The 22,324-nt window shown below is 47.4% G+C and carries 17 protein-coding genes and 1 pseudogene; 12 read left to right on the plus strand and 6 right to left on the minus strand.

The genetic code is table 11. The annotated features are described in order from the left end of the window. Positions 1 to 56: 56 nt before the first annotated feature. Positions 57 to 995: a DUF5715 family protein gene (locus ACTQ16_RS02610; RefSeq protein ID WP_441935956.1), complete on the minus strand. Its 939-nt coding sequence runs from the start codon at positions 993 to 995 to the stop codon at positions 57 to 59. Positions 996 to 1,861: 866 nt separating this feature from the next. On the opposite strand from ACTQ16_RS02610, the gene ACTQ16_RS02615 reads away from it, so the two are divergent. The 12 genes from ACTQ16_RS02615 (at position 1,862) to miaA (ending at position 13,797) form a co-directional block, all read left to right on the plus strand. Continuing rightward, on the plus strand, positions 1,862 to 2,848 hold the full coding sequence (locus tag ACTQ16_RS02615; protein WP_294968583.1) for a PhoH family protein: 987 nt from the start codon (positions 1,862 to 1,864) through the stop codon (positions 2,846 to 2,848). 79 nt (positions 2,849 to 2,927) lie between these two features. Next, entirely contained in the window at positions 2,928 to 3,878 is a 951-nt protein-coding gene (locus tag ACTQ16_RS02620; protein ID WP_153122031.1) for a phosphoribosylaminoimidazolesuccinocarboxamide synthase, read from the plus strand. Positions 3,879 to 3,884: 6 nt separating this feature from the next. Then, complete coding sequence (ubiE, locus tag ACTQ16_RS02625) at positions 3,885 to 4,619, plus strand: bifunctional demethylmenaquinone methyltransferase/2-methoxy-6-polyprenyl-1,4-benzoquinol methylase UbiE (RefSeq protein WP_294968586.1); 735 nt, start codon at positions 3,885 to 3,887, stop codon at positions 4,617 to 4,619. A 28-nt stretch (positions 4,620 to 4,647) separates the two neighbouring features. Beyond that, positions 4,648 to 5,394: a shikimate dehydrogenase family protein gene (locus ACTQ16_RS02630; protein ID WP_441935957.1), complete on the plus strand. Its 747-nt coding sequence runs from the start codon at positions 4,648 to 4,650 to the stop codon at positions 5,392 to 5,394. Positions 5,395 to 5,528: 134 nt separating this feature from the next. Beyond that, positions 5,529 to 6,677 (plus strand): AIR synthase-related protein, encoded by a 1,149-nt coding sequence (locus ACTQ16_RS02635; protein WP_295408811.1) that lies wholly within the window; start codon positions 5,529 to 5,531, stop codon positions 6,675 to 6,677. Positions 6,678 to 6,846: 169 nt separating this feature from the next. Continuing rightward, on the plus strand, positions 6,847 to 7,149 hold the full coding sequence (locus ACTQ16_RS02640; protein WP_441936067.1) for a GxxExxY protein: 303 nt from the start codon (positions 6,847 to 6,849) through the stop codon (positions 7,147 to 7,149). 30 nt (positions 7,150 to 7,179) lie between these two features. After that, positions 7,180 to 8,289, plus strand: coding sequence for a peptide chain release factor 1 (gene prfA, locus ACTQ16_RS02645; protein WP_441935959.1), 1,110 nt, complete (start codon positions 7,180 to 7,182; stop codon positions 8,287 to 8,289). A gap of 55 nt (positions 8,290 to 8,344) precedes the next feature. After that, the gene (gene pyrF, locus ACTQ16_RS02650) at positions 8,345 to 9,190 is read left to right on the plus strand and encodes an orotidine-5'-phosphate decarboxylase (RefSeq protein WP_153122035.1); all 846 of its coding nucleotides are present in this window, start codon (positions 8,345 to 8,347) and stop codon (positions 9,188 to 9,190) included. Positions 9,191 to 9,481: 291 nt separating this feature from the next. After that, on the plus strand, positions 9,482 to 10,516 hold the full coding sequence (gene lpxD, locus ACTQ16_RS02655) for a UDP-3-O-(3-hydroxymyristoyl)glucosamine N-acyltransferase (protein ID WP_295346114.1): 1,035 nt from the start codon (positions 9,482 to 9,484) through the stop codon (positions 10,514 to 10,516). 113 nt (positions 10,517 to 10,629) lie between these two features. After that, positions 10,630 to 12,012: a bifunctional UDP-3-O-[3-hydroxymyristoyl] N-acetylglucosamine deacetylase/3-hydroxyacyl-ACP dehydratase gene (locus tag ACTQ16_RS02660; protein ID WP_153097943.1), complete on the plus strand. Its 1,383-nt coding sequence runs from the start codon at positions 10,630 to 10,632 to the stop codon at positions 12,010 to 12,012. A 15-nt stretch (positions 12,013 to 12,027) separates the two neighbouring features. After that, on the plus strand, positions 12,028 to 12,798 hold the full coding sequence (lpxA, locus tag ACTQ16_RS02665) for an acyl-ACP--UDP-N-acetylglucosamine O-acyltransferase (RefSeq protein WP_295346113.1): 771 nt from the start codon (positions 12,028 to 12,030) through the stop codon (positions 12,796 to 12,798). Between the two features lie 99 nt (positions 12,799 to 12,897). Continuing rightward, positions 12,898 to 13,797, plus strand: coding sequence for a tRNA (adenosine(37)-N6)-dimethylallyltransferase MiaA (gene miaA, locus ACTQ16_RS02670; RefSeq protein WP_441935961.1), 900 nt, complete (start codon positions 12,898 to 12,900; stop codon positions 13,795 to 13,797). On the opposite strand, the pseudogene ACTQ16_RS02675 reads toward miaA, so the two are convergent. The 5 genes and pseudogenes from ACTQ16_RS02675 to ACTQ16_RS02695 form a co-directional block, all read right to left on the minus strand. Then, a pseudogene (locus ACTQ16_RS02675) lies at positions 13,746 to 13,931 on the minus strand (hypothetical protein); the annotation flags it as partial. The gene miaA and the pseudogene ACTQ16_RS02675 sit on opposite strands and share 52 nt — an antisense overlap. Before the next feature lie 58 nt (positions 13,932 to 13,989). After that, positions 13,990 to 14,997: an Rpn family recombination-promoting nuclease/putative transposase gene (locus tag ACTQ16_RS02680; protein WP_441935963.1), complete on the minus strand. Its 1,008-nt coding sequence runs from the start codon at positions 14,995 to 14,997 to the stop codon at positions 13,990 to 13,992. 166 nt (positions 14,998 to 15,163) lie between these two features. After that, positions 15,164 to 15,826, minus strand: coding sequence for a DUF4391 domain-containing protein (locus ACTQ16_RS02685; protein WP_441935964.1), 663 nt, complete (start codon positions 15,824 to 15,826; stop codon positions 15,164 to 15,166). 55 nt (positions 15,827 to 15,881) lie between these two features. Beyond that, positions 15,882 to 19,118 carry a helicase-related protein gene (locus tag ACTQ16_RS02690; RefSeq protein ID WP_441935966.1) on the minus strand — a complete coding sequence of 1,079 codons (3,237 nt, stop codon included), beginning with the start codon at positions 19,116 to 19,118 and terminating at the stop codon, positions 15,882 to 15,884. A 44-nt stretch (positions 19,119 to 19,162) separates the two neighbouring features. Continuing rightward, positions 19,163 to 22,297: a type III restriction-modification system endonuclease gene (locus tag ACTQ16_RS02695; protein ID WP_441935968.1), complete on the minus strand. Its 3,135-nt coding sequence runs from the start codon at positions 22,295 to 22,297 to the stop codon at positions 19,163 to 19,165. Positions 22,298 to 22,324 lie beyond the last annotated feature (27 nt).

Raw genomic sequence — 22,324 nt, forward strand, 5'->3', positions numbered from 1 at the left:
TCAAGAACGACACGCCCAAATTTTATATAATATCAATTGAAATCACCACAAGCAATCTACTTCACGGTGATATGGAAGCAGCCCTGTTTTACCTCATATTTTACAAGGCACCGGTTGCGGTCTCTCATATCTCTCAGCACTTCGCTGAGCACCCATTTCAGGGTGTCATTCTGCACCTGTCGGCGAGGCTGCTGACGAGTCTGAATCTGCTTATATCTGTTGTAGCAAACATCAAAGGTAGTACCGTAAAGATGGCATGAATTCTCGGTAGCATTGCCATTGCGGGTACGAAGCTTCGCCACATCATCCTTGGTACGGAGAATACTCGTAACGATAATCTTATGCAAAGGAATGCCCTTGATTTGCAAAGAATCGAAATAAGCCCGACCGATATCCTGCAGCAGCACCGAAGCCCTAGGTACCAGATAAGGTATACTGCTATTCAGTTTATCCACATAAAAGAAAGGATTGCTGCCCACATACACCAGCTTACCCTTACTATGCTCAGCCTCCTCACGGTTCTGTACCGGATTCACGCCATGCTTGTTGGCAGCCAGAATCTGCACATCCTGCTGATCAGGGAAAGTATTGCCGAAATGAGGCACCGAGAAGATACGATGCTTCACCTCCTTGCCATTCTTATCGAAGAAAATAGAAGGCGTATTGGAAGAATCTGCCGCAGCATCCGTCTCCGAACCTGTTCCGGCAGCTTCCTGGGTCAAATCATCAGATGTCTCAGCTATCTCATTTGCAGCCTTATTCTCCTCTTCCTTGTCTTCTTCTGCCATCGCTAGCTGATCAACGGAATCCGTAGCCAGGCTATCCGCCACACTCAAATCAGCAACCGAAGTCCTTGGTTCAGCAACGCCCGGACTGATCAATCTCACCAAAGCCAGGACACACACAACAACGACAAAACCCAGCAAGAAACGGTTCTTGCCAGACATTGCCTGAACAACATTTACTATATGTAGGATAATATGTTTTAATTTCATTATCAAGAGTTATAATCAATTTTCTATAAAAAGTATGGCAAAAGTACATCATTAATTTCATAATACAAAACTTTTTAATGTCTTTTTAATAAGTTCTACTAGAAAAAAACGATATTCCCAACTTCCGAAGCTTTGTTCTTACCATCCAAACACTATCAATCCATCACCATCGCCAGGCATCATTTAAGCCTCGTGCCGGTCATCATTGATGACTCTTACCAGCCATCATATAAGGCACTTAGCTTACATAAGAGGAGGACTCGACAAGGAGAATTTTTCAGATGAGGGTTAACAGGTTAACAGTTAACAGCCCAAAAATGCATACTTCCCCCACTCATATACAAGAAATAAGTATATATATATATATTTATATTTAATTAAGGAAAGGGGGAGGATGCAAAAAACGGCTGTTAACTGTTAACCTGTTAACTTCTTGTCCCTTTGTTAAAAATCCTAACTCATAGTTTTGTGGGTGCTAACTCATAGTTTTCTATGAAGAAACAAATAGACTTCTTCTTGAATCACAGCCTTTATCATCGACAAACAGCAGAAACAGGCATGTTTTAAACTAAAAAAAACACGGACAAATTGAATTTGTCCGGGCAAATTACCAGAAGGCTTATAAAGAACTATCTATCAAGATGTTACAAGCGACCAGACGAAAGAGCCGGACAAATTCAATTTGTCCGTGTTATTTTTTTAACAGCAATATAAACAAGTTCCCTCTGTCTCACAGACGGTTTACCAGAACAGTTTGCCCGATAATCTCAAAAAAAGCATAAGAAATTTGCTTATTTCGAGGAAAAGTTGTAATTTTGCAGCGTTATATAACATATAAAGGTTTAAACGATTTAAGATTAGAAATTTTGATAGAGAAACATATAGTACTCGAAGATGTAGATCCAGTGATGTTCTACGGAGTGAATAATGCTCATCTACAGATGATAAAATCACTGTATCCTAAGTTGCGTATCGTGGCACGTGACAACGTGCTTCGTGTGCTTGGCGACGAGGAAGAAATGGCGAAAGCAGAAGAAGACATTGAGCTGATGCGCAAGCACTTAGCTAAATATAACATGCTCAATGAAGAAGATATCCTTGATATTGTGAAAGGCAAACAGACCAAAGCTGACTCCGTAAAAGGCGTGCTGGTTTACAGCATCAGCGGAAGACCTATCAAGAGCCGCAGCGAGAATCAGCAGCAACTCATTGAAGCTTACGAAAAGAACGACATGGTATTTGCCGTGGGGCCTGCCGGAACCGGTAAGACCTACCTCAGCATCGCCCTTGCCGTAAAAGCACTCAAGGAGAAAGCCATTAAAAAGATCATCCTCTCACGACCTGCCGTAGAAGCGGGCGAAAAGCTCGGTTTCCTGCCAGGCGACATGAAAGATAAAATTGACCCTTACCTGCAGCCACTGTATGATGCACTGGAAGACATGATTCCTGCCGTCAAGCTGCAAGACATGATGGAAAAGCACATTATCCAGATTGCGCCACTTGCCTTTATGCGTGGACGCACACTCAGCGACGCCGTCGTCATCCTCGACGAGGCGCAGAACACAACCTCCCAGCAGATCAGAATGTTCCTTACCCGTATGGGCATGAACACCAAGATGATTATCACCGGCGACCTGACCCAGATAGACCTGCCTAGAGAGCAGCGAAGCGGACTGAAGGAAGCACTCAAGATTCTTGACGGGGTGGAAGGCATCGGAGTGGTGAAGCTGGGGCAGAAGGATATTGTGCGACACAAGCTCGTAACCCGCATCGTCAATGCATATGACAAGTATGACAAGGAGAGAGCGGAAGCACGAGAAGCGCTGAAAGCAGAAAAAGATAATTCAAAATAATCAGAATTAAGAATGAACAGAATGATTATTCAAAGCATATCATCAAGTTCAAAGTTCAAAATTCAAAGTTCAAAGTAAAATGAAAGCATTAACAAAGACAGATTTCCATTTCGATGGACAGAAGAGTGTTTACCACGGTAAAGTACGTGATGTGTATGACATTAACGACGACATCCTCGTGATGGTCGCTACCGACAGAATCTCAGCGTTCGACGTTGTTCTGCCTAAGGGTATCCCATTCAAGGGACAGGTGCTCAACCAGATTGCAGCTAAGTTCTTGGACACAACTACAGACATCTGTCCAAACTGGAAGTTGGCTACTCCAGACCCTATGGTAACTATTGGTTTGAAGTGCGAGGGTTTCCGCGTAGAAATGATCATCCGCTCAATCCTCACCGGTAGCGCATGGCGCGACTATCAGAAGGGATGCCGTGAGATCTGCGGTGTGAAGTTGCCTGACGGAATGCGCGAGAACGAGCGTTTCCCAGAGCCAATCATTACTCCTACTACCAAGGCTGACGAGGGTCACGACATGAACATCTCTAAGGAAGAGATCATTGCCCAGGGTATTGTTAGTGCAGAGGATTACGCTGTAATGGAAGACTATACACGCAAGATCTTCGCTCGTGGTCAGGAAATCGCTGCTAAGCAGGGCTTGATTCTCGTTGATACCAAGTATGAGTTTGGCAAGCGCGACGGTAAGGTTTACCTCATCGACGAGATCCACACTCCAGACTCTAGCCGCTACTTCTATGCTGACGGCTACGAGGAGAAGTTTGAGAAGGGTGAGCCTCAGCGCCAGCTTTCCAAGGAGTTCGTTCGCCAGTGGCTCATCGAGCACAACTTCATGAACGAGCCAGGTCAGACCATGCCAGAGATTACCGACGAGTATGCAGAGAGCGTATCAGACCGCTATATCGAGCTTTACGAGCACATCACAGGCGAGAAGTTCGACAAGGCTGCTGAGGAAGGTGACATCGCTGCACGTATCGAGAAGAACGTAAGTGAATGGCTTGCTACACGTAAATAATTAATAATGTATAAGCAAGAACAGATTAAGCCCTACGAGGGCACAGGAGATAAGGGCAAGCTGGTAGAGGAGATGTTTGACAACATCGCCCCTACCTACGACACCCTGAACCACCGACTCTCGTGGGATATCGACAAGGGATGGCGCAAGAAGGCTATCAAGCGACTTGCGCCCTTCTCTCCAAAGAAAATACTCGACATCGCCACCGGCACCGGCGACTTCGCCATCCTTGCCGCCCGGATGCTGCATCCCGACAAACTCATCGGGGCAGACATCTCGCAGGGAATGATGGAGATAGGAAGACAGAAGGTAAAGCAGCTGGGACTTGACGGAGTGATCCGCTTCGACAAGGAAGATTGTCTCCACCTCTCATACGAAGACAATACATTTGATGCAGTAACTGCCGCCTTCGGCATCCGCAACTTCCAGAACCTGGACCAGGGCCTGCGCGAAATGTGCCGAGTACTGAAGAAGGGAGGACATCTCTGCATCGTAGAGCTCACCACTCCGGTCAGTTTCCCGATGAAGCAGCTGTTCCACATCTATTCGCATACAGTATTGCCTATCTACGGCAAACTGATTTCGAAAGACCAGAGTGCCTACAGCTACCTCACCAAGACTATCGAGGCATTCCCTCAGGGAGAGACGATGATGGAGGTATTCAAGAAGGCAGGTTTCGAGAAAGCAGAGTTCACCCGACTCACCTTCGGCATCTGCACACTCTATTTTGCAACCAAATAAATTATGAATTTTAAATAAGAATATCAGTATGGACAAGTATGGACTCATAGGTTTCCCTTTGGGCCACTCCTTCTCAAAAAGCTATTTCAACGAGAAGTTTGAGAACGAAGGAATCAATGCCAAGTACATCAACTTCGAGCTGCCTAGCATCGAAGGTTTAGCTGAGGTACTCGACACCAATCCCGAACTGAAGGGTTTCAACGTAACCATTCCTTACAAGGAGAAAGTAATCAGCTATCTCGACAGCGTAAGCCCTGAGGCCAACGCCATCGGAGCCGTCAATGTGGTGAAGGTTGACCACAAGGGCAATGAAACTGTGCTCACCGGCTATAATAGCGACGTCATTGGCTTTACAAAGAGCATCGAGCCATTCCTGGAGAAGTGTCATAAGAAAGCACTTATCCTGGGTACCGGAGGTGCGTCTAAAGCCATCAACTACGGTTTGAAATCATTAGGTCTGGAAAACTTGTTTGTGAGTCGCTACGAACGTCCAGGTACTATTCAATACGATAAGATTACTCCAGAGGTAATCAAGGAATACAATGTCATCGTCAACTGTACTCCAGTGGGCATGTATCCTCATGTAGATGAGTGCCCTCCGCTGCCTTACGAGGCGATGGACACCCACACGCTGCTCTACGATCTCATCTACAATCCTGACGAAACCCTTTTCATGAAGAAGGGAAAAGAACATGGAGCCACAGTAAAGAATGGTTTGGAGATGCTGCTCCTCCAGGCATTCGCCAGCTGGGATTTCTGGCATGAAGAAAAATAAATACTTCATAAACGTAGATGTTTACAAGTACAGATTCAGCATAGTAAACTTGAACATCTACATTTATAAGAACGATAAGGAAATTATAAGAATCATAATTGGAGATCAATTTAGATATGAGTAACAATAGATATATGATGCGCGGTGTAAGCGCAGCAAAGGAAGATGTTCACAACGCTATCAAGAACATCGACAAGGGTATCTTCCCACAGGCTTTCTGCAAGATTATACCTGATATCCTGGGCGGTGACCCAGAGTATTGCAACATTATGCACGCCGACGGTGCAGGTACCAAGTCTAGCTTGGCTTACATGTACTGGAAGGAGACTGGCGACCTCTCTGTATGGAAGGGTATCGCTCAGGATGCTATCGTGATGAATACCGACGACCTGCTCTGCGTGGGCGCCGTAGACAACATCCTCGTTAGCTCTACCATCGGCCGCAACAAGATGCTCATCCCTGGCGAGGTCATCTCGGCTATCATCAACGGTACCGACGACCTGCTCCACGAGATGCGCGAGATGGGTATCGGAATCTATCCTACCGGCGGTGAGACTGCCGACGTAGGCGACCTGGTTCGTACCATCATCGTTGACTCTACCGTAACCTGCCGCATGAAGCGCAGCGACGTCATCGACAATGCCAACATCCGTCCAGGCGATGTTATCGTAGGTCTCTCTTCTACAGGTCAGGCTACATACGAGAAGAAGTACAACGGCGGCATGGGTAGCAACGGTTTGACTTCTGCCCGCCACGATGTATTCGCCAAGTATCTCGCTGAGAACTATCCTGAGAGCTACGACCACGCCGTGCCAGATGAGTTGGTTTACAGCGGCAAGTATAAGTTGACCGATGAGGTTGAGGGTTCTCCTATCAACGCCGGTGAGCTGGTACTCTCTCCTACCCGTACCTATGCTCCGGTTATCAAGAAGATCCTGGATGAGCTTCGCCCAGAGGTTCACGGTATGGTTCACTGTACAGGTGGTGCCCAGACCAAGGTTCTGCACTTCGTAGGCGAGAACTGCAAGGTAGTGAAGGACAACATGTTCCCAGTACCTCCTCTCTTCAAGGCAATCCACGACTGCTCAGAGACAGACTGGAAGGAGATGTACCAGGTATTCAACATGGGTCACCGCATGGAGATCTACGTACGTCCTGAGATTGCCGAGAAGGTTATCGCCATCAGCAAGAGCTTCAACATCGATGCCCAGATTGTGGGTCACATCGAGGAAGGCAAGCGCAGCCTGACCATCAAGAGCGAATTCGGAACATTCGAATACTAAATGTTTTAGGCACGGATTACACGGATTACACGGATTTTTATTCTTTTATTTCTTAATTTATAGTATTGTTATGCTAGAAGAAGATTTAACTAAACAGATAATTGGTGCAGCTCAAGAAGTACACAAAGTCTTAGGAGTTGGTTTTCTAGAGGCTGTATAGGGAAATGCTCTGTATAAAGAATTGAAATCACGTGGTTTGAAGTGTGAGTGCCAAAAACACTTAGATGTTTTTTACAAAGGTGAATGCGTTGGTCACTACATTCCCGACATGGTCGTAGAAGATAAGGTGATCATTGAATTGAAAGCCGTTAAAGATTTGCATCCCGAACATGAATGGCAGTTAGTAAACTATCTCTCAGCCTGCCAGGCAGAAGTAGGATTGCTCATCAATTTCGGTCTATCCTTACAAGTAAAAAGAAAGATATTTACAAACGAGCGCAAGGGAACACAGCACAGGGAAAAATCCGTGTAATCCGTGTAATCCGTGCCAAAAAATAATTCGATGGATAATAATAACATATTACAGAAGCTTGAAGGCTTAGAGAGCCGATACGAGGAAGTAAGCACCCTCATTACCGACCCAGATGTCATCGCCGACCAGCCACGCTACGTGAAGCTGACCAAGGAGTGGAAAGACCTTGGCGACATCATGGACGCACGCAAGCGATACATCAACTGTCTGGACAGCATCAAGGAAGCTAAGGATATTCTCGCCAACGAAAACGACCCTGAAATGAAGGAGATGGCGCGCGAGGAACTCAACGAGAATGAGGCGCTGCAGCCTAAGCTCGAAGAGGAAATCAAGATCGCCCTGGTTCCTAAGGATCCAGAGGATGCCAAGAATGTACAGATGGAGATTCGTGGCGGTGCCGGTGGCGACGAGGCTGCCCTATTCGCCGGTGACCTCTTCTCTATGTATAAGAAATATTGTGAGTCTAAGGGATGGACAGTCAGCGTGACTTCTGTCTCTGAGGGCGCTGTGGGTGGATACAAGGAAATCGACTTCGCCGTAAGCGGAACAGATGTTTACGGTACATTGAAGTATGAGTCTGGTGTTCACCGTGTTCAGCGTGTACCTGCCACTGAGACTCAGGGCCGTATGCACACCTCAGCTGCTACCGTGGCTGTATTGCCAGAAGCAGATAAGTTTGAGGTGAACATCAACGAAGGTGACATCAAGTGGGATACCTTCCGAAGCTCTGGTGCCGGTGGTCAGAACGTGAACAAGGTAGAGTCTGGAGTTCGCCTCCGCTATCCTTGGAAGAACCCTAACACAGGCGAGGTAGAGGAAATCCTTATCGAGTGTACCGAGACCCGTGACCAGCCAAAGAACAAGGAGCGTGCCTTGAGCCGCCTCTATACCTTCATCCACGACCGTGAGCATCAGAAGTATGTTGACGATATCGCCAGCCGCCGCAAGAGCCTCGTCTCTACCGGTGACCGCAGTGCGAAGATTCGTACCTACAACTTCCCACAGGGCCGTGTTACCGACCACCGTATCGGTTACACCACCCACGACCTCAATGGTTTCCTGGCTGGTAACATCCAGGATATGATTGATGCCCTGACCGTGGCTGAGAATGCAGAGAAACTGAAAGAAACAGAATTGTAGAACCCTTATCATCGTTCCGAGAACCGGAGCGATGAATCATCATAAATACCATATTATGAACAGAAAAGAACTTGTAGAGCAGATTTTCGCCAAGAAGAGCTTCTTGTGCGTAGGTCTTGACACAGATATCAATAAGTTGCCAAAGTGCATCACAGAGGATGAAGAAATCCAGGGCGCTGAAGCCGAGATGATGTTTAAGTTCAACCAGGCTATCATCGACGCTACCGCTCCTTACTGCGTGGCTTACAAGCCAAACCTGGCTTTCTACGAGAGCCGTGGCATCGACGGAATGATTGCCTTCGAGAACACCATCAAGTATCTCAAGAGCCACTATCCAAACCACTTCATCATCGCTGACGCAAAGCGTGGCGACATCGGCAACACCTCAAAGATGTACGCCCAGACTTTCTTTGAGGAGTACAACCTCGATTCAGTAACCGTAGCTCCTTACATGGGCGAGGATTCTGTCAAGCCTTTCCTCGAGTATGAGGGCAAGTGGGTCATCCTTCTGGCTTTGACCAGCAACAAGGGTAGCCATGACTTCCAGCTCACAGAGGACAAGGAAGGCGAGCGCCTCTTCGAGAAGGTTCTGAAGAAGAGCCAGGAATGGGGCAACGACGAGAACATGATGTACGTTGTAGGTGCTACCCAGGGGCAGATGTTCGAGGACATCCGCAAGGTGGCTCCTAACCACTTCCTCCTCGTACCAGGTGTTGGTGCTCAGGGCGGTAGCCTCCAGGAGGTTTGCAAGTATGGTATCATCAAGGATTGCGGTCTGCTCGTCAACTCATCTCGCGGCATCATCTATGCTAGCAACGGTGAGGACTTCGCAGAGGTAGCAGGCCAGAAGGCAAAGGAATTGCAGGAAGAAATGGCAGCAGAGCTTGCCAAGCTGGGCTAAGCCTCCCGCTAGGCGTCCCGGCGGATTTGAAATCCGCCGTAAAAAAAGGTTCGACCTATTAAACCGGGGGATTTGCAATCCCCACCAAAAATAAGATTTTAGGCGCAAAGTATCTTGAAAAAGACGCTTTGCGCCTTAAAAATACCTATTTGTTGGCGAAAAAAGCAAAATATTACGAAAGAATGACGAGAATCTAAATTTATTTTGTTATTTTTGCAAACAAAATGTGTTTACCTAAAGGTATTTATACCTTGGGTGACCAATTAAAACAAACTAGAAGACAGATAAATTATGGAATTTACCGCTCAACAAATAGCCCAGTTCGTTCAGGGCCGTGTGGAAGGTGATGAGAATGCAACAGTCAACACCTTCGCAAAAATCGAAGAAGGCAAGAAAGGTGCAATCTCGTTCCTTTCTAACCCTAAATACACTCACTTCGTGTACGACACGAAGTCTAGCATCGTGCTCATTGATGAGACCGTAGAACTTGAACACCCAGTCAGCGCTACCCTCATCCGTGTGAAGAACGCCTACGAATGTGTGGCTAAACTGCTTCAGATGTACGAGTCTATGAAACCAAAGAAGACAGGCATCGACCCATTGGCTTTTGTTTCTCCAAAGGCTAAGGTGGCAGAGAACGTCTATATTGGCGCTTTCGCTTATATCAGCGATGGTGCCGAGGTGGGCGAAGGTAGCCAGATTTATCCTCACGCCTACATCGGCGAGGGTGTGAAGATTGGCAAGAATGCCCTCATCTACCCTAACGTAACCGTTTATCACGGCTGTAAGCTCGGCGATAACGTGACTCTCCATGCAGGTTGTGTCATCGGTGCAGATGGCTTCGGCTTCGCTCCAGGACCTGATGGATACGACAAGATTCCTCAGATTGGTATCGTAACTATCGAGGATGATGTGGAGATTGGTGCCAACACTTGCGTTGACCGCTCTACCATGGGCTCTACCTACGTTCGCAAGGGCGTGAAGCTCGACAACCTGGTTCAGATTGCCCACAACACCGACATCGGTGCCAACACCGTGATGTCTTCTCAGGTGGGTGTAGCCGGCAGTACCAAGGTTGGCGAATGGTGTATGTTTGGCGGACAGGTGGGTCTCGCAGGTCACATCACCATCGGCGACAAGGTGTTCCTCGGAGCACAGAGCGGTGTGCCAGGCAGCCTCAAGAGCGGCCAGCAGCTCATCGGTACTCCTCCTATGGAGCAGCGTGCTTACTTCAAGTCACAGGCCATCTTCCGTCGCCTGCCTGACATGTACAAGGAGCTCAACGACCTGAAGAAGCAGATTGAAGAATTAAAGAAAAACAATTAAAAATAATAAGGTACGGATGACGCGGATGACGCGGAGGCTAATGCCACTAAGGATTCCGAAGAAAACGCAGAGAAAAAATCCGTGTAATCCGTGCCTAAAAAATGAATATAATTATGTCAAAACAGAAAACACTGAAAGGTAGTTTCTCTCTTTGTGGAAAAGGATTGCACACAGGCTTGAGCCTCACCGTGACTTTCAATCCTGCACCAGAGAACACCGGTTATAAGATACAGCGCATCGACCTCGAAGGCGAGCCTATCATCCAGGCTGTAGCTGAGAACGTCGTTGAAACCCAGCGTGGCACCGTACTCGGTAAGGGCGATATCCGCATCTCTACCATCGAGCACGGTATGTCAGCACTCTATGCCCTCGGCATCGACAACTGTTTCATCCAGGTTAACGGTCCTGAATTCCCTATCCTCGACGGCTCTGCATCCATGTATGTAGAGAAGATTCAGAGCGTGGGCATCCAGGAGCAGAATGCAGAGAAGGACTATTATATCATCCGTCATAAGATTGAGGTGAAGGACGATAACGGTTCTGTCATCACCATTCTTCCAGATGAGGAGTTCAGCATCACGGCGATGTGTTCTTTCGAGAGCAAGTTCATCAACAGCCAGTTTGCTACCCTCGACAAGATGGAGACCTACGTTGACGAGATTGCTTCGGCACGTACCTTCGTTTTCGTTCGCGATATCATGCCATTGCTCCAGGCTAACCTCATCAAGGGTGGCGACTTGGACAATGCCATCGTTATCTACGAGCGCCAGGTAGAGCAGGCGCAGCTCGATCAGCTCGCCGACCATCTCAAGGTGCCTCACATGGATGCCAGCAAGTTGGGTTACATCCAGCACCGTCCTTTGCAGTGGGAGAACGAGTGTACTCGCCATAAGCTGCTCGACATCATCGGCGATATGGCGCTCATCGGTAAGCCTATCAAGGGTCGCATCATCGCTACCCGACCAGGCCACACCGTGAACAACAAGTTCGCCCGTCTCATGCGCAAGGAGATTCGCAAGCACGAAATTCAGGCTCCTATCTACGATCCAAACGAGGAGCCAATCATGGATAACATCCGCATCCGCCAGCTCCTGCCTCATCGCTATCCAATGCAGTTGGTAGATAAGGTCATCGCCATGGGTCCTACCAGCATCGTGGGCGTTAAGAACGTAACCAGCAACGAGCCATTCTTCACCGGTCACTTCCCAGAGGAGCCAGTAATGCCAGGCGTTCTCCAGGTAGAGGCGATGGCACAGTGTGGCGGTCTGCTCGTATTGAACCAGCTGGAAGAGCCTGAGCGCTGGAGCACTTACTTCATGAAGCTCGACGACGTGAAGTTCCGCAAGAAGGTGGTTCCAGGCGATACCCTCCTCTTCCGTGTGGAGTTGCTCGCACCCGTACGTCATGGCATCAGCTCTATGAAGGGCTATATGTTCGTAGGCGACCAGGTGGTGGCTGAGGCTACTTTCACAGCACAGATTGTTAAGAACAAGTAATAATAAGATAGAAATATGAATCAGATTAGTCCATTAGCGTTTGTTCATCCAGAGGCAAAACTCGGTGACAACAACATTATCGGTCCTTTCTGCTATATCGACAAGGACACCGTTTTGGGCGATAACAACGTATTGCAGAACAGCGTTACCATCCACTTGGGCGCTCGTATCGGCAATAATAATGAATTCTTCCCAGGCGCCAGCATCTCTACCAAGCCTCAGGACTTGAAGTTCAAGGGTGAGCAGACAACCTGCGAGGTGGGCGACAACAACAGCATCCGTGAGAACGTTACTATCTCTCGTGGTACAGCCTCTAAGGGCAAGACCGTGGTAGGCAGCAACAACCTCCTGATGGAGACTGTTCACGTGGCTCACGACTGTGAACTGGGCAGCGGCTTGATTATCGGTAACTCTACCAAGTTTGCCGGCGAGGTGGTTGTAGATGACAACGCCATCGTAAGCGCCAACGTTCTCGTTCATCAGTTCTGCCACATCGCAGGCTACGTGATGATCCAGGGCGGTTGCCGTTTCTCTCAGGATATTCCTCCTTATATCATTGCCGGCAAGGAGCCAACCCGCTATTGCAGCATCAACCTCATCGGTTTGCGTCGCCGTGGTTTCAGCAACGAGACCATCCAGAACATCCACGAGGCTTATCGCCTGCTCTACAGCAAGGGTATCCTGAAGGAAGGTATCGAGGAAATCAAGAAGAATCTTGAGGTGACTAAGGAAATCCAGTACATCATCGACTTCGTAGAGAGTTCTCAGCGCGGCATTATCCGATAAAAGTAAAAGGGTAAAAAAGTAAAAAGGTAAAAAGAGCATTCTTGCATAGGTTTATGAAACGAGCAAGGATGCTTTTTTCTTGAATATAAAGAATGATATATGAAAACATTGATTGTGGTTTTAGGTCCTACCGGTGTAGGTAAAACGGAGCTTTGCCTTTCGCTGGCAGAACATCTCTCTATACCTATTATCAATGCCGACTCCCGCCAGATCTTCGCAGAACTCCCTATCGGAACCGCAGCGCCTACTGCCGAACAGCAGCAGCGGGTGAAGCATTATTTCGTAGGCAACCATCACATCAAAGATTATTACAGCGCAGCCCAATACGAGACCGATGTGATGAATCTCCTGAAAGAAGAAATCTTCAAGAATCATGATGTGGCGCTGCTTACAGGCGGCAGCATGATGTATATCGATGCCGTATGCAAGGGTATCGACGATATTCCTACCGTGCGGGACGACATCCGTACCTGGATGAAACAGCGCCTGGAAGAAGAAGGCTTGGAAGCGCTGGTAGAAGAACTCCATAAGATGGATCCGGAGCATTGGGCGATAGTAGATAAGAAGAATCCACGCCGCGTGGTGCATGCCTTGGAAATCTGCCACCAAACTGGCAAGACCTATACTTCTTTCCGTGTAGCCGAGAAGAAGCAGCGTCCTTTCCGCATCATCAAGATAGGTCTGAACCGCGACCGTGCCGAATTGTACGACCGAATCAACCAGCGTGTGTTGCTGATGATGGAGGAAGGCCTGGAGGCAGAAGCCCGCAGCGTATATCCGCACAAGGGTCTCACTGCCTTGAGAACCGTGGGGTACAAAGAGATGTTTGCCTATTTCGATGGCGAGATAGATAAGGATGAAGCCATCCGCCAGATACAGTCGCATAGCCGTGAATACATGCGCAAGCAGCTCACCTGGTTTAAGCGAGATACCAAAATCCACTGGTATCATCCTGACCAGCAGGATGAAATCATCCGATTCATTGATGAAGAGATATAGACATAATTGGCATCATGCAACGAGTGGGGTGCCATTACGATGGTGGTGCCCTCCTTGTGCAGCTCAGAAAGCAGTTCCATCACCTCCTTGCCATTTTTGGAATCCAGATTTCCAGTAGGCTCATCGGCAAGAAAAAAGGGTGTATCAGAAATCATAAAGTTTTTCTGATACACCTTTTTTATTCACTTGTATTTATTTGATATTGCTGATTTGCTCGAGTGAAAGACCTGTATATTTCATGACAAGCTCTTTCGACATACCATCAGCAAGCATACGCTGTGCAGCATTTATATTTGCCTCATTAGAGCCTTCAGCTCTTCCTTCAGCTCTTCCTTCAGCTCTTCCTTCAGCTCTTCCTTCAGCTCTTCCTTCAGCTCTTCCTTCAGCTCTTCCTTCAGCTCTTCCTTCAGCTCTTCCTTCAGCCATACCTTTTGCCATACCTTTTGCCATGCCTTTTGCCATGCCTTCAGCTCTGGCTTCTGATTCTGCGGCCGCCATACATGCCAAATTATCGCGAGCAATCCAAAGACTGTTCTCGTAGGCTTCCCATTCTTTCTTCGAGAGTCTATGACTGTCGGCATATTCCTCAAGCTTCTCGAAAATCTTCTTTTGTGCCGTCCAAGGCATTCTTGTTAATGCTTCCATATGAGTCAATACATAAATCCATTTATCAAAATCACTCTCACATTCCGCTGGCTCTTTTTTGAAAAGAGGCAGGGCCAAGTAGATGAAGCGAAGCTTGTTGGAAGCTTGCTCCTTGCTCTCCTTATCTGCCAATATGATGTCTGTTCTGAACTTGTTTACTTCGCCTGCCTTTGGCATATAGTTCATGAAACAAACTGTGTATATCGGCAGAAACTTATAGGCATCCTGATTCTCTGCTTTGCCCTTATCTACCTGTTCCAGAATACTTCTGCAGGCATAGCAGATGGAGCGATCCAGAAAATTGGGTTGCCACTTGTTCTGCATTTCCAGGATGAATCGCTCGCCTGTGTCGGTTTCGCAGAAAACATCGTAGATAATGCCTCGTTGATCTTTGGTCTGTGGCAATTGCTCTTTGTCTTTGAACACTACATCCTTGACGTGGAGCTCGCCCTCCAACAGATCGTTGAGAAAGCTTATCAGCAAATCCTTGCTGAATTCTTGACCGAAAAGACGTTTGAAGCCCCAATCGGTAAAGGGGTTGATGTACTTTGCCATCTTGTTAGATTTTAATTATTTTTAAATCTGATGACAAAGATACGTTGTTTTTTTGTAAACTCCAAATATTTAATCGATTTTTGCATAAATAACTGGAAAAATAAGTAATATGCAGTTGTAGACTTAGGAACCCTTCGCGACCATCATAGCTACATTTTGCATATCACTAAATATGTTCCTCCAGCTTCTTTTTTAGCTGCATGTATTTTTGATGCAAGGCAAATTTCTTTTGCGGTTGCTGCTCTTTCAGTTCTTTCTTTCTGATAGCAGCCATTTCCTTTTTTATTGCTTCTATTTGAATGGTCTGGAAAACAGCTTGATGCAGATTCTGCTGAGAAGAAGTAATCTGGGTTGATGCAATCTGCCGAACCAAGGATTCATAGAGTGTATCCATATTAGAAGAACTATCCAGACGGAGAGATAGCATTTCTTCTGATAACCAGTCTGTAGAAAATGACTTGATGATCTCGAATGTGCCAGCAGAAGCATCCTTCCATTGCTTGTAGTTTACCAATAGCTGATATCGGTTATCCTGTTGAATGATGAAAATCGTATGTCGGGGTAACTTGCTATCAATATAGCGGAAGATGTCTGAACAGTCTGAAATTCCTTTCTTAAGCTTAATAAGAAAGATGGTGAGTTCGTGAACATTCTTTCCATCTGCCACATGCATATTGCTGGGTGCCAACTTATAGAGCCAAACTACCTGCTCTACATTCTCAATAAATGCAGATTTCATGCGAGCCGTTACCTCAAGATGGCTGTAAAAAGCCACCTTGGGTACTACTCGGTTTACCAACGTAAAGTCGGGGAAATTTAATATATTCATAAGTTCTTTTTTACTTTGCACATTGAACTTGGAACTTTATGATTAAAGAGATTGCTTATCTGATAACCAGGAAGGTGATGAGTTCGAAATCATCCAATCCCTTGATCTCATTGGTCAAAGCCGTGGTTTCACCCAGCGAGAAAAGACTGTCTATGTCGCTCTCTTCCTTGATGCGTACCATACTGTCGATGGCCTTCTGCAACAGGTCGCTATAATGTTCCATGTGTCTGCCGTCGCTGGTTTCCTTACTTAGCAGGGCACAAAGGTTTCTGTCGTATTCCTTCTTGTCCTTGCAGAGCAATCGCAGGGTATCCAGCAGCTTCTTGGGATGAAGATGGTCACAGATTACCTCGCCGTCATCCGACAGATACACCATATAGAAAGGATGAAGCAAGTTTTTCTTGTCGATGTTCACGGCATTGTTGCGATTCTTCAACACATAGATAACGCCAGGCTTAATGTCGCCCTTTGCACCTGCCACGGCATTCATTCCGAAAGGAGCATGCTCTATGTCGGGATGTTCCTTGATATATGATAGGAGGTCGAGACGAAACTCGTTCAGTCCCAGATCCATGATGTTGATGCCGGTGTCCATATCTTCGATGTCAATCACTTCTTCCTGAAGATTCTTCAACTGCTTTCTGCGATATTCCAGGTCACCTTTTTCGTTGTCGCTCAGTAGGTTGTCATCTCCAGTAGAAGTCAGAATGGTGGCTTTCATACGGCTCTCCACTCTGCCTTTCAACTGGATATATTCGTCCAGTTCCATATCAGGCCAGTAGTTTACCAACTGTATTTCCTTGTTCCGGCTGCCAATACGGTCAATACGTCCAAAACGCTGGATGATGCGTACGGGATTCCAATGGATATCGTAGTTAATCAGATAGTCGCAGTCTTGCAGGTTCTGACCTTCCGATATACAGTCTGTAGCGATGAGCACATCGATGTTTTCATGAATCCACGGTTTCTTGGCTGCGTCCTTTTCATCAAAGATGTCACCTTTGTCTTTGGAGATGGGCGAGAAGAAGGTGAGAACATTATTAAATGTACACTCAAACTTTGGAATGGTGCATTTGCCCTCAGTACTACCCGTGATGAGGGCAGCGTTCAGTCCGCAATCTGCCTTGATTCTTTCGGCAAGTTCCTGATAGAGATAGTCTGCCGTATCGGCAAAGGCTGTGAAGATGAGCACCTTCCGGTTATCCTTGTTGATAGGATGGGCAAACTTCTCCTTCAAGTCTTCTATCAGCATTTGCAACTTGCTGTCATGAGCTGGCGTAATATCTTCCAGCATCAGGAGCAGCATCCTGAGTACTTCCAGATCTGCTGCCAGATCTCTTCGCCAACTGATATAATCCATATCCCTGAGTCTGAAACCTCTTATCTCTTCAGCTTCCTGGTCGATGAGTGAGATGGTTTCATTGATGTAAGCCGTGATGCGCTCCAAGGTGAGGCGGAAGGAGTTGACCGAACTTTCCAGTCGTTTCAGTAGATTGGTTGCCATCAGATTTCGCAATCCCTTCTCTCGTCCGTCAATAGACAAGCCGCTTCCCTCATAGTCGATGGTATAGCTGTTTCTGGCGCTATCGTGCAGATAGAGCGATGGGGTGTAGATAGACAGGTTCAGATTGTCCAGTTCTGTGGCAATGTCCCTGAAGTTGATGGCATTGCTGATGTCGGTGAGTTTCGGACGACGGGAGATAGGAGGCAGACGATGTGGAAATTCACCGATGGCACTTGTATCATAATACTTCATGATGTGGCTGCGCGAACGGGCGATGGTCACGGCATCCAGCAACTGGAAGAAATCGTAGCTCAGGTCGTTGAGCAGCCTTTCCGTTGTGCGTTCTTCCGCCTTCAGTTTTGCCCAGTGGTTATATACCTTCTGGGCATTCGTAAAGATGTCATCTACGTTCTTGCCTAGTCCCAATGCTTCGTCAAACGAGCTGCTTCTGCCTTCGTAAGCCAGCTGCAACTGGTTCTTCAAATCGCCAAATCTATTGTTCACAGGGGTAGCACTCAGCATCAGTACCTTCGTTTTCACACCGGTACGAATCACCCGGTTCATCAGTTTCTGATATCTGTTTTCCTTTCTTTCCTCATGCTGCTCATCATCATCTTCCTCTTCATCCACGTTTCCTCCATTGCGGAAGTTATGACTTTCGTCGATGACCACGAGGTCGTAGTTGCCCCAGTTGATGTGGTCCAGATCCAAGCCGTTGGAACTTCCATGTTCTCGTGAAAGGTCGGTATGGAAGAGGATGTCGTAGCGCAGACGGTCGCCAGCTATCGGATTGTTCTTGTAATTGGAACGGAAGGTAATCCAGTTCTCATTCAGCTTTTTCGGACAAAGCACCAGTACACTCTTGTTGCGGTTTTCGTAATACTTGATGACGGCAAGCGCCGTAAAGGTCTTTCCCAATCCCACACTGTCGGCAAGAATACAACCGTTGTATTTCTCCAGCTTGTTGATGATGGCGAGTGCCGCATCCTTCTGGAAGTTGTATAGCTTGTTCCAGATGAGGCTGTTCTTAAAACCGGTACGCTCATTGGGAAGAACATCTTCAGAAATATCTTCCAGAAATTCATGGAAGATGTTGTAGAGAGCGATGAAGTAGATGTATTCGGGCGCATTCTCCTGATAAACCGTCTCGATGTATTCCAAAACCCTGGCAGTTACGTCCTTGAATTTCTCATCGTTCTCCCATTGCTGGTTGAAGATCTGCAGATAAGCCTCGGCAGAAGGAGAAGGCAGCACATTGACCATCGTATAGACATTGTTGCCCTTTTCGCATCCCAGTTGGGTGGTGCTGAAATCATCAAAAGGAAGATAAACATGCTGCTTGCTGGGCGCATTCATATCAAAGACAGGTAAGGCAGAAGGTTCACCATCACAGAGATGAAGGAATCCGCCCATTCCTTCCTGTGAAGAATTGGACTTGAATTTCACTTTCTTCCGGATCCATGCTGCACACTCCTTGGCGATGGCTTTCTGCGACAGCTGGTTGCGGAGCTTGATTTCAAACTCCGTACCATAGAGGTTGCGTTCACGGTTCAACTTCGGTATGTAGAACTCCCGTTTCTCTTTCTTCGTCTTGTCTGCCACAAAGGTTGGCGAGGTGAAGATAAAGCGCACTTCCTCCACCTTCTCCAGTTCCGCCTTCATGGCTTCGAAGGCGTAGATGGAGAAAGAGGCAGCAGCGATGGATATGCGACTTTGGGTGGACAACCTCGATTTCAGGTCGTCCACCAATCGTTCGCTGGTATTGTTTATCTGTTTCGGCTGTTCCATGTCCTATTGCTTAACATTCAACATTCAACACTTAACATTAAGAATTATTTCACCCATTCCATCAAGTCGTCGTAGTTGGTTACCTTATGATAGTAGATGCCCGAACCTGAGAGTTGTTCGAATAGCCTGTCGGCACAGGCTATCTTGCCATCTTCTATGCCTCGCAAGTCGAGGGTTGACATGCTGCCCTTGGTTTCGGCTACGAAATAGACATGCTTCACGGCACCATCCTTGAAGGCTATCGCCCAGTCGGGAGAATAATTGCCCACAGGGGTAGGAATGTGGAAACCCTTTGGCAACTTGGCATATACGGCAACATCGGTGCTCGTATCGAGGTCTTCCACGAACTTGCGCTCCACACTCTGCTTTGCCGTTCCATCGGTAAACACATAATCCACAATGCTCTTCCTTCCCTGGTAAGCCTTGTCGAGCGAGGTATGCTTCTCCTCCGTAAAGATGGCGGAATCGTAGCTTCCCTCTATCTCGTTGTAACTGATATGATCTACGATGATGGTGGCTTTCTGCTCCAGTATCAGACGACTTACCCTACGGATAAACTCTTCAGGATTCACCTTGTACATATCAAACTTGCTTGGCATGATTTGGGATAGAATCCCGGCGATGGTCTTGCGGGTCAATCGGGTGTTGGCGGCTATCTTGCCTAGCAGGTCGTACTTCACGGTGCTTACTACATCCGTTCTCAGGTCATCATGCTGCATTTCTTCCTGCACCATCATGCTGCCCGCCTTCATATCGTCGTGCTTCAGTTCCGTCTTCTGCACTCCTCGGGTTACCACGTAGCTCAGTCTCGAAACCACCAGTTCCTTGTTGATGGAAGCAATGGCTTTCTCTATCAGTTCCTTGCTTTCGAAGTTCACCGTATAGGCGTATTTGTGGTTGATGCGATTCCAGAGTTCCTGGAACTCCTTCTTCGTAAAGTTCTCATTCAGTCTGTTCTCCGGAGTCTGCGGCGTACTTCCGTTTTCTATCATACTGTCAAGGGCAGAAGGATTCCAAACGCCTTCTATCAGTTTGTGAATCCATTTGCCGTATGGCTTTACTTCGTCTGGCAATGGGGCGAGTGTTCCTGATGTTGCGGCAGAGCGGTAAGCATCGGTTACATGACTTTCGTCATCCACATAACTGTTCTTCACCAGATAGAAATAAATCTTCTTGGCTTCTGACGTCGTGATACTATGCTTGCTGCCATCCTCAATCGTGAAGGTTTTTCCGTCGAAGTAGTCGATGTCGGCAACTTTCGGACGGTCGTAGAGATCTTCCGAAATATTCTTCTGCAAGTCGTTTACGAAATCAGCATAGCCCTCAGAGGCAATCACGGTAAGGCGGTTAATCTGCTGCACCTGCCCCTGCAGGGTATCGGCATCCTGTCGTACTCCCTTGTTGTCAACGCAGAGTCGCAATCCTCGTCCCACTTCCTGACGCTTCTGCGAGATGCTGTTTGCCTGTCGGAGCGAACAGATCTGGAAGATGTTCGGATTGTCCCAACCTTCTCTCAAGGCAGAGTGGGAGAAGATGAAGCGAACTGGCGAGTAAGTTGGGTCGAGACTCAGTAGTCGTTCTTTATCTTTCATAATCAGGTCGTAAGCCGATACGTCGTCGCTTCCGACTCCCTTCTTCTCATCGCTGTCCTTGATGCGCTTGGTCTTGGGGTCGATGGAGAAATAACCCTCATGGGTCTTGTTGACAGGGATGCAGCTGAGATACTGCATATACTCCGGGGCATACATATTCTGATTTTCGTTCAGCTCTGCCCTGTACTCCTGTTCGAAGATCTCACCATAGCGTCCCAGCAGCGCATTGCCGTCTTCATCATACTGGCGATACTTGGCAACCTCGTCGATGAAGAAAAGCGAGAGGCACTTGATGCCGCGATGGAAGAGCGCACTCTCTTTGCGGAAGTGCGCCTTGATGGTTTCCCTTATCTGGATGCGAGCCTTGTGATCGGCAGTTACGTTGCCGATTACCTCCTTCAGCATCAGACTTTCGCCGTTGCTGAACTTTACTTGGCTTCGGCTTGGCTGACGGGCATCCACCACGATATCGGTAATCATGAACCCTTTGTATTGCAGCATGTTTCCGGAGGCACTATAGAGGTCATCGCCTTCGCCCAACTTCTTGTAGATTCGTTTGATGGCTCCCGTAGTGCTCTGCTGTTCTATCTCCAGTCTTACCTGTGGAGCCTTGTCTTTCGAGAGCAGCAGCTCTGCAAAATAGATATAGCTGTCGGTACCTTTCAGGTTCTTCAGTTCGAAGCCTACTACCTCAATCTTCTTCACCAGTTTGTGGTTGTAGGCATCTAGAGCATCGAGCACATACACCGTGTTGTGGTGCTCCTTGTGGGTAGCTGAGTAGTTCAGGGTGAAGAGCGGATTGAAGGCTTTGAGTGCCGTCTGTGTAGCGGCACCTCCCATCTTCTGCGGTTCATCCAGAATGATGATAGGGTTGTTGGCAGCAAGAACGGCGATAGGCTTTCGGGAACCGAACTCATCTCGTTCTGAGTTGATGATGCGTGCCGCTTTGTTCTTGGCTCCCTCCTTCATGGTGTTGAAGGCTTGGGTGTTGATGATCATCACGCTGATGTCGTTGCTCTGCGAGAAGGTGTCGATGTCGTTGAGGCTGCTGCTGTCGTAGATGAAGTAGCGAGCCTTCTTGCCGTATTGCTCCATGAAGTGATCTACCGTGATGTCGAAGCTTTTCTTCACTCCCTCTCGGATAGCAATGCTTGGAACCACCACGATAAACTTGGTCCAGCCATACTGCTTGTTCAGTTCGAACATGGTCTTGATATAGACGTAAGTCTTTCCCGTACCGGTTTCCATCTCCACGTCGAGCTGGCAGGCTCCGAGTTTCTGACAGAGTTCTTCATCCTGATGGATATTGTTATCGGTCTGAATCTGTCGGATGTTGTCGAAGAGAGCCACTTTATCTATAGCAAGGCGGTTGTTCTTATAACCCAGGTTATTGCCGGCATCATCGTTATCGGCAAAGACATCTGTTTGAACGATTTTGATGTCATGTTTCTTGCTGTCCACCACATACAGTTTTCCCTTATCCATCCTGTATTCCAGGTTGGCTTGGTTGGGCTGCCCCTTGAAGACGTTGATGACGCTCTCCACGGCATCGGTCTGATATTGTTGTATCTTAAACTTCAGTTTCATAATCGTAATCAGTAAAGCTCTTTTTAC

Origin of the sequence: Prevotella sp. LCP21S3_D2, from assembly GCF_052118345.1 — a bacterium.
Lineage (GTDB): Bacteria > Bacteroidota > Bacteroidia > Bacteroidales > Bacteroidaceae > Prevotella.